Genomic DNA, 16335 nt, shown 5'->3' on the forward strand with positions numbered 1-16335 from the left:
TTTTCATGTGCAGCTATCGCTTAGCGCGGGAACGCTGGCGGGTTCACACCGGCCATGTCTTCCATCACGCGAACCACCTGGCAGCTGTAGCCGAACTCGTTGTCGTACCACACGTACAGTACAACGCGGTTGTCCTGAACGATGGTCGCTTCAGCGTCGACCACACCGGCGTGGCGCGAGCCCACGAAGTCAGTCGAAACCACTTCCTGCGAGTTGACGAAGTCGATTTGCTTGTGCAGATCGGAGTGCAGCGCCATGTAGCGCAGGTACTCGTTCATCTCTTCACGGGTGGCAGCTTTCTCAAGGTTGAGGTTGAGAATGGCCATCGACACGTTTGGCGTCGGAACGCGGATCGCGTTACCGGTCAGCTTGCCGGCCAGCTCAGGCAGGGCCTTGGCAGCAGCGGTGGCAGCACCGGTCTCGGTGATGACCATGTTCAGCGCGGCGCTACGGCCACGGCGATCGCCCTTGTGGAAGTTGTCGATCAGGTTCTGGTCGTTGGTGTACGAGTGAACGGTTTCGACGTGACCGTTGATGATGCCGAACTTGTCATTCACAGCTTTCAGCACCGGCACGATGGCGTTGGTGGTGCAGGAAGCGGCGGACACGATCTTGTCGTCAGCGGTGATTTCGTTGTGGTTGATGCCGTGAACGATGTTCTTCAGCTTGCCTTTGCCAGGCGCGGTGAGAACAACGCGGGCGACACCCGGGCATTGCAGGTGCTGGCCCAGACCATCGGCGTCACGCCATACACCGGTGTTGTCCACCAGCAGCGCATCTTTGATGCCGTACTGGGTGTAATCCACCTCGGTCGGGTTCTTCGCGTAGATCACCTGGATCAGGTTACCGTTGGCGGTGATGGTGTTGTTTTCTTCGTCGATGGTAATGGTGCCGTTGAACGAACCATGGACCGAATCGCGACGCAGCAGGCTGGCGCGCTTGGTCAGGTCGTTGTCGGCGCCTTTGCGCACGACGATGGCACGCAGACGCAGGCCGTCGCCACCACCGGTTTTTTCGATCAGGATGCGCGCCAGCAGACGGCCGATACGACCGAAGCCGTACAGCACAACGTCAGTGCCTTTACGTGCGGAAGCGTTTTGCTGGCCAACCACGTCAGCCATTTCTTCACGAACGAATTGCTCGGCGCTGCGGCCATTGCCTTCGTTACGGAATTTGAACGCCAACTTGCCCAGGTCTACCGAAGCCGCGCCGAGCTTGAGCTCGCTCATGGCTTTAAGCAGTGGGAATGTTTCGTGGACGGAGAGTTCGCTGTCGTCGGAAGAACGGTGGCGCGCAAAGCGGTGAGCTTTGAGAATCGCGATGACAGACTGGTTGATCAGGCTGCGGCCATAGATCGAGCTCACCACGTTGTTATTGCGGTAGAGCTGACCGATAAGCGGAATCATCGCTTCTGCGAGTGCTTCACGGTCGATCCATTCACCAAGACACTGGTCGGGCTTCTGAGTCACGGTAACCTTCCACATGTAGGGGCAGAAAAAAGGGGCTACATTATGCCGCCGACAACCTCTTGTAGCAATGTGCGCTTGTCGCGAAATCGGTAACAAAATTCCGTTCAAAAAAATTACGCCTCTCTCAAGCCCAGTAAAACCGGGGCTTTCAGCGCAGTCAATTTTTCGACGACTGTTAGACGATGTCTGTAACCCTCCGTAACACCAGCCACTTTCGGCACTACATAACCACAAAAAAACGGCTGGTTTTTATGGTTACCACTACATTTCGTCCAAACAGCGAAGATAGACGTAGTCTGCAACTGACAGGCGGCACCGGACGCCGCTACAATTACCGACTTTGTCGCAAAGCCTGGAGCTCAACCTTCCGTGCCCGTTCTGCGTCTACCGCTACTCCCTGCCGAGGCAGGTAAACAGCATTGGGGCAATCTGCCCGGTGCTGCCCTCAGCCTGGCGATTGCCGAGGCTGCCAGCGCTGCCAAGCGCTTCACCCTGCTACTGACCGCCGACAGCCAGAGTGCTGAACGACTGGAACAGGAGCTGAGTTTCTTCGCCCCGGATTTGCCCGTTCTGCATTTCCCTGACTGGGAAACCCTGCCGTACGACCTGTTCTCGCCCCACCAGGACATCATTTCCCAGCGCATCGCCAGCTTATATAGGCTGCCGGAACTGGCGCATGGCGTGCTGGTGGTGCCGATCACCACAGCGTTGCACCGTTTGGCGCCGACCAAATTCCTGCTCGGCAGCAGCCTGGTGCTGGATGTCGGGCAGAAGCTCGATGTTGAACAGATGCGTTCGCGACTCGAAGCCAGTGGCTATCGCTACGTCGATACGGTTTATGAGCACGGCGAGTTCACCGTGCGCGGTGCGTTGATCGACCTGTTTCCGATGGGCAGCAAGTTGCCGTATCGCATCGACCTGTTCGATGACGAAATCGAAACCCTGCGCACCTTCGACCCGGAAAACCAGCGCTCCATCGACAAGGTCGAATCGGTCAAGCTGCTGCCGGCCCGTGAGTTCCCGCTACAGAAAGACGCGGTCACCCGTTTCAAGGCACGCTTTCGCGAGCGTTTCGACGTCGACTTCCGTCGCTGCCCGATCTTTCAGGATCTGAGCAGCGGCATCACTCCGGCCGGTATCGAGTACTACCTGCCGCTGTTCTTCGACGAAACCTCGACCCTGTTCGATTACCTGCCGCAGGACACCCAGGTGTTCTCTCTGCCGGGCATCGAGCAAGCGGCGGAAAACTTCTGGAACGACGTGCGCAATCGTTATGAAGAGCGTCGCGTCGACCCTTCGCGTCCTTTATTGCCGCCGGCAGAATTGTTCCTGCCGGTGGAAGACTGTTTCGCCCGTTTGAAGAGCTGGCCACGTGTGGTCGCCAGTCAACAAGACGTGGAAACCGGCGTCGGCCGCGAGCGCTTCCCCGCGCAAGCCCTGCCGAATCTGGCAATCGAGGCCAAAGCCACGCAACCGCTGGCGGCACTGTCGGCATTTCTCGATGAATTCCCCGGACGCGTGCTGTTCACCGCCGAATCCGCCGGCCGTCGCGAAGTCCTGCTGGAGTTGCTTGAACGCCTGAAGCTGCGACCGAAAACCGTCGACAGCTGGCCGGACTTCGTCGCGAGCAAGGATCGTCTGGCGATCACCATTGCCCCGCTCGATGAAGGCCTGATGCTCGATGACCCGGCGCTGGCCCTGGTCGCGGAAAGTCCGCTGTTCGGCCAACGCGTGATGCAACGCCGCCGCCGCGAGAAGCGTGCCGACGGCAATAACGATGCGGTGATCAAAAACCTCACCGAGCTGCGCGAAGGCGCGCCGGTGGTGCACATTGATCATGGTGTCGGTCGCTATCTGGGTCTGACGATTCTCGAAATCGACAATCAGGCCGCCGAATTCCTCACCCTCGAATACGCCGAGAACGCCAAGCTTTACGTGCCCGTAGCTAACCTGCATTTGATCGCGCGTTACACCGGCAGCGACGATGCGCTGGCCCCGCTGCACCGCCTCGGCTCGGAAACCTGGCAGAAGGCCAAGCGTAAAGCCGCCGAACAGGTGCGCGATGTTGCCGCTGAACTGCTCGACATCTATGCCCGGCGTGCCGCTCGCGAAGGTTATGCATTCGCCGACCCGAAAGCCGATTACGCGACGTTCAGCGCCGGTTTCCCGTTCGAAGAAACCCCGGACCAGCAATCGACCATTGAAGCCGTGCGCGAAGACATGCTCGCGCCGAAACCAATGGATCGCCTGGTCTGCGGCGACGTCGGTTTCGGCAAGACCGAAGTGGCCATGCGTGCGGCATTCATCGCCGTGCACGGCGGTCGTCAGGTGGCGATTCTGGTGCCGACCACCCTGCTCGCCCAGCAGCACTACAACAGCTTCCGCGACCGCTTCGCCGACTGGCCAGTGACCGTCGAAGTGATGAGCCGCTTCAAGTCGGCCAAGGAAGTGAACGCGGCTATCGCTGATCTGGCCGAAGGCAAAATCGACATCGTCATTGGCACGCACAAGCTGCTGTCCGACGATGTGAAAATCAAAAACCTCGGGCTGGTGATCATCGACGAAGAACACCGTTTCGGTGTGCGTCAGAAAGAACAGCTCAAGGCCCTGCGCAGCGAAGTCGACATTCTTACCCTGACCGCCACGCCGATTCCGCGCACACTGAACATGGCGGTGTCGGGCATGCGCGACTTGTCGATCATCGCCACGCCGCCAGCGCGACGCCTGTCGGTGCGCACTTTCGTCATGGAGCAGAACAAGAGCACGGTCAAAGAGGCCCTGCTCCGTGAACTGCTGCGCGGCGGCCAGGTTTACTACCTGCACAACGATGTGAAAACCATCGAGAAGTGCGCCGCCGATCTCGCCGAACTGGTGCCGGAAGCCCGCATCGGCATCGGTCACGGACAGATGCGCGAGCGCGAACTCGAACAGGTGATGAGCGACTTCTATCACAAGCGCTTCAACGTGCTGATCGCCTCGACCATCATCGAGACCGGCATCGACGTGCCGAGCGCCAATACCATCATCATCGAGCGCGCCGACAAGTTCGGCCTGGCACAACTGCACCAGTTGCGTGGTCGTGTCGGCCGCAGTCACCACCAGGCTTACGCCTACCTGCTGACGCCGCCGCGCCAGCAAATCACTTCGGACGCGGAAAAGCGTCTGGAAGCGATTGCCAATACTCAGGATCTCGGCGCCGGTTTCGTGCTCGCGACCAACGACTTGGAAATCCGTGGTGCCGGCGAACTGCTCGGCGATGGCCAGAGCGGGCAGATTCAGGCCGTGGGCTTCACGCTGTACATGGAGATGCTGGAACGCGCGGTGAAATCGATCCGCAAGGGCGAGCAACCGAACCTTGATCAACCGCTGGGCGGTGGCCCGGAAGTCAACTTGCGGGTGCCGGCGCTGATTCCGGAAGACTACCTGCCGGACGTTCACGCGCGTCTGATTCTGTACAAGCGCATCGCTTCGGCCACCGACGAGGAAGGCCTGAAAGATCTGCAAGTCGAGATGATCGACCGCTTCGGCCTGCTACCGGAACCGACGAAGAATCTGGTGCGCATCACAGCGCTGAAGTTGCAGGCCGAGCAATTGGGCATCAAGAAGGTCGATGGTGGCCCGCAAGGTGGGCGTATTGAGTTCGCCGCGCAAACCCCGGTCGACCCGATGACGCTGATAAAGCTGATCCAGAGCCAGCCAAAACGCTATAAATTCGAAGGCGCGACGATGTTCAAATTCCAGGTACCGATGGAACGTCCGGAAGAGCGCTTTAATACTGTAGAGGCGCTGTTTGAGCGCCTCCTCCCGAAATCTGTTTGAAGGACGCCCAATGCGCCTGTTCCGCTCAGTGACTTTGCTACTTGCTTTGGTAGCCCCTTCGGCTTTCGCCGATGACCTGTATCAGGTCGAAATGATTCTGGTGCGCCAGAACGCCGTGCCGGCAATCGTCAGCCGCGCCGCGCCGGAAGACTGGGCCGCTGGCGCCCAGCGTTTGAGCGACGAAAGCAAACGCACACCGGCGTTGAATGACGTCGTCAGCAAACTCACCGCCAGCGGCGACTACAGCGTGCTGATGCACAAGGCCTGGCAGCAAACCCTTGGCGAAGCACCGGCAAAAGTGGCGGTCAGCGACGGTCAGGAGCAGTTCGGTCAATTCCCGATCGAGGGCACGCTGGAAATGAAACTGGGGCGTTTCACCGATGTGAACGCCGATTTCTGGGTCAATCAGATCGACGCCAATGGCCTGGTCACCACCAGCGAGCGCCTGAAACAGGACAGTCACACCAAGAACGGCCAACTCAACTACCTGGACAACGGTCATCTGGCCTTGCTGATCAAGATCACTTCCCTGACCGCGCCAGCGCCACGGGAAGCGCCTGAAGCGATTCCGGACTGATCGAAGTCCTTATGTCCCCGCCCCTGAGTAAACCGTTGGCACCCTCCTGGGTCAGCCGATTCAAGGAACAGAGCCTGGAGCGTGGCCGCCGCTATGCCCTGGAAAACCGGGTACGCATCGCCCAGGTCGGCGATGCGACCATCACCGCCAGTTGCGAAGGCTCTGGCGGTAACGTTTACCGCCAGACCATCCAGCTGCGCGAATCCGCCAAAAGCACCTTGCTGCTGGTCGATGCAAGCTGCACCTGCCCGGTTCGCAGCAACTGCAAACACTGCGCAGCGGTGCTCCTGAAAGTGCAGGAAACCCTCGATTACCCTGCCGCCGCCAAAGACGCCGAACTCTTGGAAAAGCTGCAAGCCGTGCTGGAAAACCGCAGCCCGAAGGCGCCACCGCAAGTGCTGGTCGACAATGTGCAGCCAATGCCGCGCCTATGGCTGGCCAGCGTCGAGTTCAGCGCCTTCGAACCGCGCAACGGCAAGATGCAGCGCTACATTCAGCATCGCGCGGCGTTGTCGTTCAGCTATCTGGATGAATACGTCAGCGGACAAAAGAACAGCGACATCCTGATTCGCCAGGAAAGCCAGACGCTGCGCGTCAAACGCCATCCGGATGTCGAGCAGTCGTACCGCGAACAGTTGCGCATCCTCGGCTTTCGCATCGCCACCCGCCAGAGCAAAGCCCTGCCGGAGAGCGCTGGCGAGCTGTACGAAATGGTCAATGACAGCGCTTGGCTGACGTTCACCCTCAACGACCTGCCGAAACTGCGCAGCCAAGGCTGGGAACTGCAGATCGACGAGGAATTCGGTTTTGACCTGACCGCCGTTGATGACTGGTACGCCACCGTCGAGCAGGTGCCGGAACGCGATTGGTTTGATCTGGAACTGGGGATCATCGTCAATGGTGAGCGCCTGAGTCTGTTGCCTATCTTGCTCAATCTGATGCGCTCGCACGCGGAAATCCTCAACCCGGAACGCCTGGCGCGCCGCCGCGATGACGAGCTGATTCTGGTGAATATTCCGCAGCGCAACAGCGAGCACGGGCCGTTGCAGGTGGCCTTACCCCTGGGTCGGCTGAAGCCGGTGCTGATGACGCTCGGGGAGTTTTACTTACAAGAGCCGGGCGAAACCACCCTGCGCCTGAGCAAGGCCGATGCCACGCGTCTCAATTCGCTGGAAGGCCTTCCGCTGCTGTGGGAGGGCGGCGAACAGATCCGCACGTTTGCCCAACGTCTGCGTGATATTCGTGATTTCAGCACAGAAGCACCGGAAGGTTTGAATGCGACGTTGCGCCCTTATCAGCTCGAAGGCTTGAGCTGGATGCAGTCGCTACGGCAACTGGAAGTCGGCGGGATTCTTGCGGATGACATGGGGCTGGGTAAAACCCTACAGACCCTGGCGCATATTCTCAGCGAGAAAATCGCCGGACGCCTCGATCGTCCGTGCATGGTGGTGATGCCGACCAGCCTGATTCCGAACTGGCTCGATGAGGCGGCGCACTTTACGCCGCAACTGAAAGTGGTTGCCCTGTATGGCGCCACTCGCAAAAAGCATTTCGATAACCTGGCCGACTTCGACCTGATCCTCACCACCTACGCCCTGCTGCCAAAAGACGTCGAACGTCTGGCCAAGCAGCCGCTGCATGTGTTGGTGCTGGATGAAGCGCAGTACATCAAGAATCCGAACAGCAAAGCCGCCCAGGCCGCGCGCGAGCTTAACGCACGTCAACGGTTGTGCCTGAGCGGTACGCCGCTGGAAAACCACCTGGGCGAGCTGTGGTCGCTGTTTCACTTCTTGCTGCCGGGCTGGCTCGGCGACGTAAAAAGCTTCAACGCCGATTACCGCGTGCCGATTGAAAAGCGCGGCAGTGAAGTCAGACTTCAGCACCTCAACGGTCGGATAAAACCGTTCCTGCTGCGCCGCACCAAGGAACAAGTGGCGACTGAGTTGCCGCCGAAAACCGAGATCATCCATTGGGTCGATCTCAACGAAGCGCAGCGCGATGTATATGAAACCATGCGCCTGGCGATGGACAAGAAGGTCCGCGACGAGATCACCCGCAAAGGCGTGGCGCGCAGCCAGATCATCATTCTTGAGGCGCTGCTCAAGTTGCGTCAGGTTTGCTGCGATCTGCGCCTGGTCAATGACGCCACCCTGCCCGCTCGCGGCAGTACCTCGGGCAAGCTCGACAGCCTGATGGAAATGCTCGAGGAGCTGTTCGAGGAGGGCCGGCGGATTCTGCTGTTTTCGCAGTTCACCTCGATGCTGTCCTTGATCGAAGACGAGCTGAAAAAACGTAATGTCGCTTACGCGCTGCTGACCGGCCAGACCCGGGATCGGCGCACGCCGGTGAAGGAATTCCAGAGTGGCAAGCGTCAGATTTTTCTGATCAGCCTGAAGGCCGGCGGCGTCGGTTTAAACCTGACCGAGGCCGACACGGTGATTCATTACGACCCGTGGTGGAACCCGGCCACCGAGAATCAGGCGACGGATCGTGCCTATCGGATCGGTCAGGAGAAACCGGTGTTCGTCTACAAGATGATTGCCCGGGGCACGGTGGAAGAGAAGATTCAGCACCTGCAAAAGGAAAAATCCGACTTGGCAGCGGGCGTGCTGGATGGGCGCAAGGCTGGGGACTGGAAGTTGCAGAGTAATGATATTGAGGCGTTGTTTGCGCCGTTGCCGGATAAGTCCGACAAGCGTTGAGATCTGCGTCGCCTGTTAGATAGCCATCGCTGGCAAGCCAGCTCCCACAGGTACCGAGTTGGAACACAGTTTTGTGTACGACTCCCAACCCTGTGGGAGCTGGCTTGCCAGCGATGGGGCCATCAGATATTGCTCTATTACTTAGGGTTCAACCCTTGGCAACAGGCAACGGCGCAAATAGCGCCTCAATGTCGCTCTGCTCCAGTTTCCAGCCACCTGTCGTCCCCCCCTCAAGCACCGCTCCGGCCAACGCCGCTTTCTCCTGCTGCAGCGCCTGTATTTTTTCCTCTACCGTGCCACGAGCAATCAGCTTGTAAACGAACACCGGGTTGTTTTGCCCGATTCGATACGCACGATCGGTGGCCTGATTCTCCACCGCCGGGTTCCACCAAGGGTCGAAGTGAATCACCGTGTCCGCAGCGGTCAGGTTCAAACCGGTACCACCCGCTTTGAGACTGATGAGAAACAGCGGCACCTTGCCGCCCTGAAAATCCTTCACCGGTGTGCGTCGATCCGTGGTGTCACCGGTCAACAACGAATAGGCAATGTCACGTTGCTGCAATTCTTCCTCGATCAAGGCGAGCATTGAGGTGAACTGCGAGAACAGCAGGATCCTGCGACCTTCGCCGAGCAACTCTTCGAGCATCTCCATCAAGCTGACCAACTTGCCACTGCCGGAGCGCAGCGCCTTCGCTGTCAGCGGCATGTTGATCAGGCGCAGGTCGCAACAGACCTGCCGCAGCTTGAGCAAGGCATCCAGAATGATGATCTGACTGCGCGCCACGCCACTGCGGGCAATTTCGTCGCGCACTTTTTTATCCATCGCCACGCGAACGGTTTCATAGACATCGCGCTGGCCGTCGCTGAGATCCACCCAATGGATGATTTCGGTTTTCGGCGGCAGTTCGGTGGCCACCTGATCCTTTTTGCGGCGCAGTAAAAACGGCTTGATGCGCGCTGTCAGGTGCTGCATACGCTGAACATTGCCGTGCTTTTCGATTGGCGTGCGGTAATCGCGATTGAAGGACTTGCTGTCGCCGAGCCAACCGGGCATGAGGAAATGAAACTGCGACCAAAGCTCGCCCAAGTGGTTTTCCAATGGCGTGCCGCTCAGGCACAAGCGCTGGCGGGCCTGCAAATCGCGTGCGGCCTGCGCGGCTTTGCTGAGCGGGTTCTTGATGTTCTGCGCTTCGTCGAGAATCAGCACGCTCCATAACTGCGGCTGTAGAACCTCGAGATCCCTCGGCAGCAAAGCGTAAGTGGTCAGTACCAGATCGTATCCAGCCAGATCAGCGAAATCCTTTTGCCGCCCCGAGCCGTGCAGCGCCAACACTTTCAACTGGGGGGTGAAGCGCTCGGCCTCGTCGAGCCAGTTGGGAATCAGGCTGGTCGGCATCACCGCCAGAGCCGGACAATCAAGGCGTCCGGCGTGTTTTTCCGTGAGCAGATGCGCCAAGGTTTGCAGCGTTTTGCCCAGCCCCATGTCATCGCCCAGAATGCCGCCTACTTCAAGCTCGCGCAGGGTTTGCATCCAGTTCAGACCTTCGAGCTGATACGGGCGCAGTTGCGCGTTAAGGCCGGCCGGCGCAGCGACCTGGGTGTGACTGGAATTCTGCAAGCGCTTGGCGAAGGTGCGCAGCCGCTCGCCACCCTGCCAATCCAGCGGCACGCCATCGAGCATACTCAAGCGCGCGGCATCCGGGACACTCAAGCGCAGTGCATCGCCCTGATGACCGCCCAGGTACAACTCGCCCAGCGTGGCCATCAGCGGTTTGATCCGACTCAGCGGCAGCGCGACCTTGGCGCCCGAAGGGTCGCCAAAACCGCTGGGCTTCAGTTCGATCAGGAGTTTTTCGTCATCGCTGCGTTGTGCAAGATTGACCGGGTCAAGCAAGCGCGGCTGGGTGCGCAACAAGTGCAGAAGGATCGGTAGCAAACTGTAGCGCTGGCCATTGACGACGATACCCAACTGCAAATCAAACCACTGATGCCCAGCCTCTTCTTCGACCTCGGCGTACCAATGCTCGACTGGCTGCACATTGAAATGAAAGCCGGGACTCATCTCGACTTCCCAGTTCGAGGCGCGCAACGTGGCAAGCCCTTCGTGCATAAACCCGAGCCAGGCGGAATCATCCGGCAACGTGAACATCTCGCCGGGACGATCCAGCGAGCTCTTGCGCGTGGTTTTCTTGAAGCCGAACTTTTGCAGGATCTGACGCAGTTTCTTTTCCACCGCAGGCTGGCGTTGAATGCGCTGGGTTTCGGTGCCGTTGAGGATCATTACTTCCGGGTTGCGATCCACCGTCGGCTGGCCGTTGTAGGTAAACACCAGGGCGGCGCGGTGCTCAAGAACGTATTCCCAGCGCGAGCGCTCCCGACCGCTGACGAGGGTGAGTTGCGGCTGCGGTAGTACGTCGTCGATGATTCGTTCGGTCAGTTGGTGTGGCGGCGGGATTCTCGTTGCCGCACTCATGCGATGACTGAACTGCATGGCCTGACGCGCCGGAATGTCCGGCGCCAGAGTCAAATGACTGGCCAGTTTTTCATCCAGTTCATTGAACAGAGGGCCAATCTGCCGCTGTTCACGATCCAGGTAATAAAGCGGCTCCAGCGCCAGCACGGTTTCCTGCGCAGCCTCGGCACTGCTCCACTGCGCGCGGAACCCGCCGTCGGCCTGCTCGGCCCAGGCGAACTGGCCGATGCGTTTCGCGCCAGACATCAACGGTTGCAGATCCTCGAAATCGAGGAACAGCCGCGAGGTGCGCAGGAGCATTTCCAGCAGTTCGGCGCCGCTGCTGCCTTCCAGCGGATAGCCGCTGTAATAGGCGTGATGGGAGTGCATGGCAACCAGCAGCCTGGCGACGCGCAGATCCAACTCGGACAGGTAGCCGGGCTGACGCATGAGCATTTCCGCCAGCGAATACATCGGTTTGACTTCGCGCAACTCGCCGCTCTTGAGCTGGGAGACCTTGAAAATATCGAGCAGCCACTTGCCGCTCACTGACGTCGGCTTGAGCTTGTAAAACAGGCGCGTGCCTGCAGTTTGCGCGCCTTCTTCGATGGGCTTGGCCGGCACGGGAATGGTCGAAAGCCAATGTTCCAGCGCCCGCCCCAACTGGGTCTGTGCGTTACTTTCGGACGCTTCATGATCACTGCCCTGCAGGTGATAGAGCACCGCAGCGCAGTGTTTGCAGTCGATTGAGACAGGACAGGTGCACAGGCAACGCAAGTTGACGGAACCCAGCCGATCTTCGGACAGGTAAATGGTTTGTTCATACGCCTGATCTTCCGAACCGACGCAGAACGCCTCGATCTTTCTGTCATCGATCTCGATGATCTCTACCCGATCATCGGCGGCATAAGCCCGAGCCTTGGCCAGCGCGTTGCTAGTGAATGCCCGGGCCCAGGCCAACGACTTAAGCTGTTCGATGATAATGCTCATGGGCAGTCCTTAGCCGGCCAACACCCGCGCCAACGCCGACTTAACCTTGCCCATGCCGTCATGCAAGGCCTGCTCGATCTCGGCCATGGTGATTACTTCGGTGGTTTTTCCCGCTGCCGGGTTAACCACCAGCGCCAGACAGGCGTAATCCAGATCCAGCTCGCGGGCCAGTGCAGCTTCCGGCATGCCGGTCATGCCGACGATGTCACAGCCATCGCGCTCCAGACGCACGATCTCCGCCACGGTTTCCAGACGCGGGCCCTGAGTGCAGGCATACACGCCTTGATCGCTGTATTCGCAGCCTTCGGCAGCCACCGCCGCAATCAATTGCTGACGCAGCGGCTCGCTGTAGGGGAAGCTGAAGTCGATATGGGTGACGTGCTCCAGATCATCGGCGAAAAAGGTGTGTTCGCGGCCGCTGGTGTAGTCGACGATCTGGTGTGGCACGCAGAAATGCCCGGTGCCCATGGCCGGGTGAATACCGCCCACCGCATTTACCGCGATGATCGCTTCGGCACCGGCCTGCTTCAACGCCCACAGGTTGGCGCGGTAGTTGACCTTGTGCGGCGGAAAGCGATGCGGATGGCCGTGACGGGCGAGGAACAGCACTTCCTTGCCGGCGTATTCGCCGATCTGCACGTCGGCCGATGGCGCGCCGTAGGGGGTGTCCACCGCCAGCGATTGGCGAATGGTCAAGCCTTCGAGCTGGGTCAGGCCGGTGCCACCGATGATTGCGTAAACCGTCATAGCGAAAAATCCTTAATCGATCAGTTGAGCGTCTTTGAGCGCGCTGATGGCGGTGAGCCAGCGCGGATCCTGACGATATTCGGTGCTGGCAATGGCCTGACCGCGCATGCGCGCGATTCGGGCCGATGGCTTGACCTTCATGCGTTGTGCGGCGCTCAAGGCGAGCTCTGCAGCAGCGCGGTCGTTGCACACCAGCCCCATGTCGCAACCGGCAGTCAGTGCGGCTTCGATGCGGCTGGCGGCATCGCCAACAACGTGGGCGCCGGCCATCGACAGGTCGTCGCTGAAGATCACGCCGTCGAACTGCAATTCGCCGCGCAGGATGTCCTGCAACCAGCGCCGGGAGAAGCCGGCAGGCTGCGAGTCGACTTGCGGGTAGATAACGTGGGCCGGCATCACAGCGGCCAGTTGTTTGCTGAGCCTGGCGAAGGGCACGAGATCGTTGGCGCGGATCTCGTCCAGGCTGCGCTCGTCATTCGGGATCGCCACGTGGGAATCGGCTTCGGCCCAGCCGTGGCCAGGAAAATGCTTGCCGGTAGCAGCCATGCCCGCGCTGTTCATGCCGCGAATGAACGCTCCGGCAAGCACTGCGGCGCGCTCCGGATCGCCCTCAAATGAACGGGTGCCGACAACAGCGCTGCGCTGGTAATCCAGATCGAGCACCGGGGCGAAGCTCAGGTCGAGCCCGACCGCCAGCACTTCGGTGGCCATGATCCAGCCGCATTGCTCGGCGAGGTATTCGGCGTTCGGGTTGTCGGCGATGGCACGCATGGCCGGCAGGCGCACAAAGCCCTGACGCAGGCGCTGCACGCGACCGCCCTCTTGATCCACCGCCAGCAGCAGATCAGGACGAACTGCACGAATGGCCGCGCTAAGCTCACGCACCTGACGCGGATGCTCAATGTTGCGCGCGAAAATGATCAGGCCGCCCACTTCGGGCTGACGCAACAATTGGCGATCTTCGGCCGTCAGCCAGGTACCGGCGACGTCCACCATCAACGAGCCTTGCAGGCCAGCAGTCATAGAGATTCCTTGAAAACGAAAAACCCGATCCGCAGCACATCGCTACCCTGAGCAATGCTCGGCAGGTTGGCAATTTGTATGGATTTCGGGTTCAGAACGAGAGTCGGCATGGGCGGCTAGCTTAGCGGATACAAGCTGCCGCGCCCACCCGTGCCCGGTTAAACCTTGGCGGCGACCGGCGTTGATTTGCTGCGCGGGCGCAGTTGTGCGGTAGCCATCGCCGCATCGGTGACGCCGGTTTCGGCACGCATGCCCGCAGCGAGGAACGGCACCATCAGGCGCATCACTTGCTCAATGGAGGTGTTGACGCCGAAATCGGTCTCGGCAATTGCGCGCAACGCCTTGATGCCAGACATGCTGAACGCCGCGGCGCCGAGCATGAAGTGCACGCGCCAGAACAGCTCGATCGGCGGAATGCGTGGCGCGGCTTCGTTGACCAGCAGCATGTAGCGACGGAACACCTTGCCGTACATGTCTTCCAGATAACGGCGCAAGTGGCCCTGGCTCTGGCTGAACGCGAGGCCGAGCAGGCGCATGAAGATCGACAGGTCATTGCCGCTGCGTGGTTGCACCACAAGGGCCTGCTCGACGAGGATTTCGAGCAGCTCTTCAAGCGTCGGCTTGTTTTCAGGCTTGGCCTGACGGCGCTCCAGCTCTTTATCGAGGCTGATGCAGAACGGCCCGAGGAAGCGCGAGAAAACCGCTTGAATCAGCGCTTTTTTCGAGCCGAAGTGATAGTTCACCGCTGCCAGGTTGACGCCGGCCTTGCTGGTGATCAAACGCAATGAGGTTTCGGCGAAACCTTTCTCCGCGAACAACTGCTCGGCAGCATCAAGAATGCGTTCAACGGTTTCCGACTGGGCCATGGCTACTCCGCCTGACAAACACTTGTTTGAAACATACGTTTCAGCCTGTGCCTTGTCAAGCCTGCCGGTTCGTTTTGGGAATGGTCGGTCAGCTATTTAACCACACAAGCCCAACTCATTAATAAGCACGAATACCGACCGTCTGGCGGCCTGCAAAAAAACGGGCATTGCCAAGGACGCTTCACTGTATATAATCACAGTCACTGTATAAAAAGACAGAGCGATCAATATGCTAAAGCTGACGCCACGCCAAGCCGAGATTCTGGCCTTTATCAAACGCTGCCTCGAAGACAACGGCTACCCGCCAACCCGTGCGGAAATCGCTCAGGAACTGGGCTTCAAGTCGCCGAACGCGGCTGAAGAACATCTCAAGGCTCTGGCCCGAAAAGGCGCCATCGAGATGACACCGGGCGCTTCTCGCGGTATTCGCATTCCCGGCTTTGAAGCCAAGGCCGACGACTCTACCCTGCCAATCATTGGCCGGGTCGCTGCCGGCGCGCCAATCCTCGCTCAGCAGCACATCGAAGAGTCTTGCAACATCAATCCGGCCTTCTTTCATCCGCGCGCCGACTATCTGCTGCGCGTACACGGCATGAGCATGAAGGACATCGGCATTTTCGATGGTGACCTTCTTGCCGTGCACACCACCCGCGAAGCACGTAATGGCCAGGTCGTCGTTGCCCGTATCGGCGACGAAGTGACGGTCAAACGTTTCAAGCGTGAAGGCAGCAAGGTCTGGCTGATTGCCGAAAACCCCGAGTTCGCCCCTATCGAAGTCGACCTGAAAGATCAGGAACTGGTGATCGAAGGCTTGAGTGTCGGCGTAATCCGCCGCTAAAGGAGGCTTTATGCAGTTCCCACACACCCCCCAGCAAACACAACTGCCTTTATTCGAAGCGTTTCTGGCGCAACCGATGGCGCCGATCCTGAAAGACGTGGTCGAACGCCCCTGGAATGCCGAACCCGAAGTATTCAGTGAGCTGTCACTGCGTGGTGCGGCCGGGAACTGCCTGAACCTGCTCGCCCCGATTCTTCGCGAACTCAGTGAAGATCAGGACGCACGTTGGCTGACATTGATCGCGCCACCTGCCAGCCTGACTCAAACCTGGCTGCGGGATGCCGGCCTGAACCGCGAACGTATTCTGCTACTTCAACCACGGGGCGCTCAAAGCGCCCAGCAACTGGCGTGCGAAGCTCTGCGGTTGGGGCGCAGCCACACTGTGGTCACCTGGCTCAACCCGCTAAACACCCACTCGCGGCAACAACTGATCAGCGCCGCACGCACGGGCGAAGCTCAGAGCCTGAATATTCGTTTGGGTTGAGGGTTGCTACTACGCGCTGTGTGAAGCGCAGGGCTTCTCCAGGGACAGAGAAGCCGATCTGAAGCGGTAACGTTAAAAAGCAAAGGCGCGGATCAATGAAGAACCCGCGGCCCCTCTTCCTTATCAAACTCGCCTTCGACCATACGACCGGCCATCTGCACGCCGACGCTTAGCATCGCCTTGGCAATTTCTACATGCTGACCTTGAAGGAACGCCTTGGCATCGTCGGAGAAATCCAGCGTCACCAGAGAACCCTCGTCCTCAGCCCTGCGCAGTTCGATTCGGCCGTCTGGTAACTCGACAATTTCTAGAAAGGACGTTGGCATAAAGGTCTGTTCTCCACGAAAGGCAGGGATTATATAGACATC

Annotated in this window: 11 protein-coding genes; 5 read left to right on the forward strand and 6 right to left on the reverse strand. The window is 59.4% G+C overall.

The window, feature by feature from the left end; all coding sequences use genetic code 11:
• Positions 1-20: 20 nt before the first annotated feature.
• Complete coding sequence (locus J0G10_RS20765) at positions 21-1484, reverse strand: glyceraldehyde-3-phosphate dehydrogenase (protein WP_093433692.1); 1464 nt, start codon at positions 1482-1484, stop codon at positions 21-23.
• Positions 1485-1838: 354 nt separating this feature from the next.
• On the opposite strand from J0G10_RS20765, the gene mfd reads away from it, so the two are divergent.
• From mfd to J0G10_RS20780, 3 genes are read left to right on the forward strand one after another with little or no spacing between them, the layout of a single operon-like run.
• Positions 1839-5288 carry a transcription-repair coupling factor gene (gene mfd, locus J0G10_RS20770; protein ID WP_095124324.1) on the forward strand — a complete coding sequence of 1150 codons (3450 nt, stop codon included), beginning with the start codon at positions 1839-1841 and terminating at the stop codon, positions 5286-5288.
• Positions 5289-5298: 10 nt separating this feature from the next.
• Positions 5299-5865: a CsiV family protein gene (locus J0G10_RS20775; RefSeq protein ID WP_220556614.1), complete on the forward strand. Its 567-nt coding sequence runs from the start codon at positions 5299-5301 to the stop codon at positions 5863-5865.
• Between the two features lie 11 nt (positions 5866-5876).
• Positions 5877-8567, forward strand: coding sequence for a DEAD/DEAH box helicase (locus J0G10_RS20780; protein ID WP_220556615.1), 2691 nt, complete (start codon positions 5877-5879; stop codon positions 8565-8567).
• A 148-nt stretch (positions 8568-8715) separates the two neighbouring features.
• Here J0G10_RS20780 and J0G10_RS20785 read toward each other — a convergent pair whose 3' ends face one another.
• The 4 genes from J0G10_RS20785 to J0G10_RS20800 all read right to left on the reverse strand — a co-directional run bounded on the left by J0G10_RS20785 (position 8716) and on the right by J0G10_RS20800 (position 14645).
• Complete coding sequence (locus tag J0G10_RS20785) at positions 8716-12009, reverse strand: DEAD/DEAH box helicase (protein ID WP_220556616.1); 3294 nt, start codon at positions 12007-12009, stop codon at positions 8716-8718.
• Between the two features lie 9 nt (positions 12010-12018).
• The gene (locus tag J0G10_RS20790) at positions 12019-12756 is read right to left on the reverse strand and encodes an S-methyl-5'-thioinosine phosphorylase (RefSeq protein WP_016986745.1); all 738 of its coding nucleotides are present in this window, start codon (positions 12754-12756) and stop codon (positions 12019-12021) included.
• A 12-nt stretch (positions 12757-12768) separates the two neighbouring features.
• A complete protein-coding gene (gene nagZ / locus J0G10_RS20795) occupies positions 12769-13779 on the reverse strand; it encodes a beta-N-acetylhexosaminidase (RefSeq protein ID WP_220556617.1) in 1011 nt (336 codons plus the stop codon).
• 158 nt (positions 13780-13937) lie between these two features.
• Positions 13938-14645 (reverse strand): TetR/AcrR family transcriptional regulator, encoded by a 708-nt coding sequence (locus J0G10_RS20800; protein WP_007910473.1) that lies wholly within the window; start codon positions 14643-14645, stop codon positions 13938-13940.
• A 229-nt stretch (positions 14646-14874) separates the two neighbouring features.
• Between J0G10_RS20800 and lexA the strand changes: the two genes are divergently transcribed.
• Both lexA and sulA read left to right on the forward strand, forming a co-directional pair.
• The gene (gene lexA / locus J0G10_RS20805) at positions 14875-15483 is read left to right on the forward strand and encodes a transcriptional repressor LexA (protein WP_003226590.1); all 609 of its coding nucleotides are present in this window, start codon (positions 14875-14877) and stop codon (positions 15481-15483) included.
• 10 nt (positions 15484-15493) lie between these two features.
• Positions 15494-15967, forward strand: coding sequence for an SOS-induced cell division inhibitor SulA (gene sulA / locus J0G10_RS20810; RefSeq protein WP_095050467.1), 474 nt, complete (start codon positions 15494-15496; stop codon positions 15965-15967).
• 92 nt (positions 15968-16059) lie between these two features.
• Here the strand turns inward: sulA and J0G10_RS20815 are convergent, their stop codons facing one another.
• Positions 16060-16293 carry a hypothetical protein gene (locus tag J0G10_RS20815; protein WP_007910471.1) on the reverse strand — a complete coding sequence of 78 codons (234 nt, stop codon included), beginning with the start codon at positions 16291-16293 and terminating at the stop codon, positions 16060-16062.
• Positions 16294-16335 lie beyond the last annotated feature (42 nt).

The sequence above is a fragment of the Pseudomonas germanica genome (genome assembly GCF_019614655.1).
In the GTDB taxonomy this organism is placed as follows: Bacteria; Pseudomonadota; Gammaproteobacteria; order Pseudomonadales; family Pseudomonadaceae; genus Aquipseudomonas; species Aquipseudomonas neuropathica.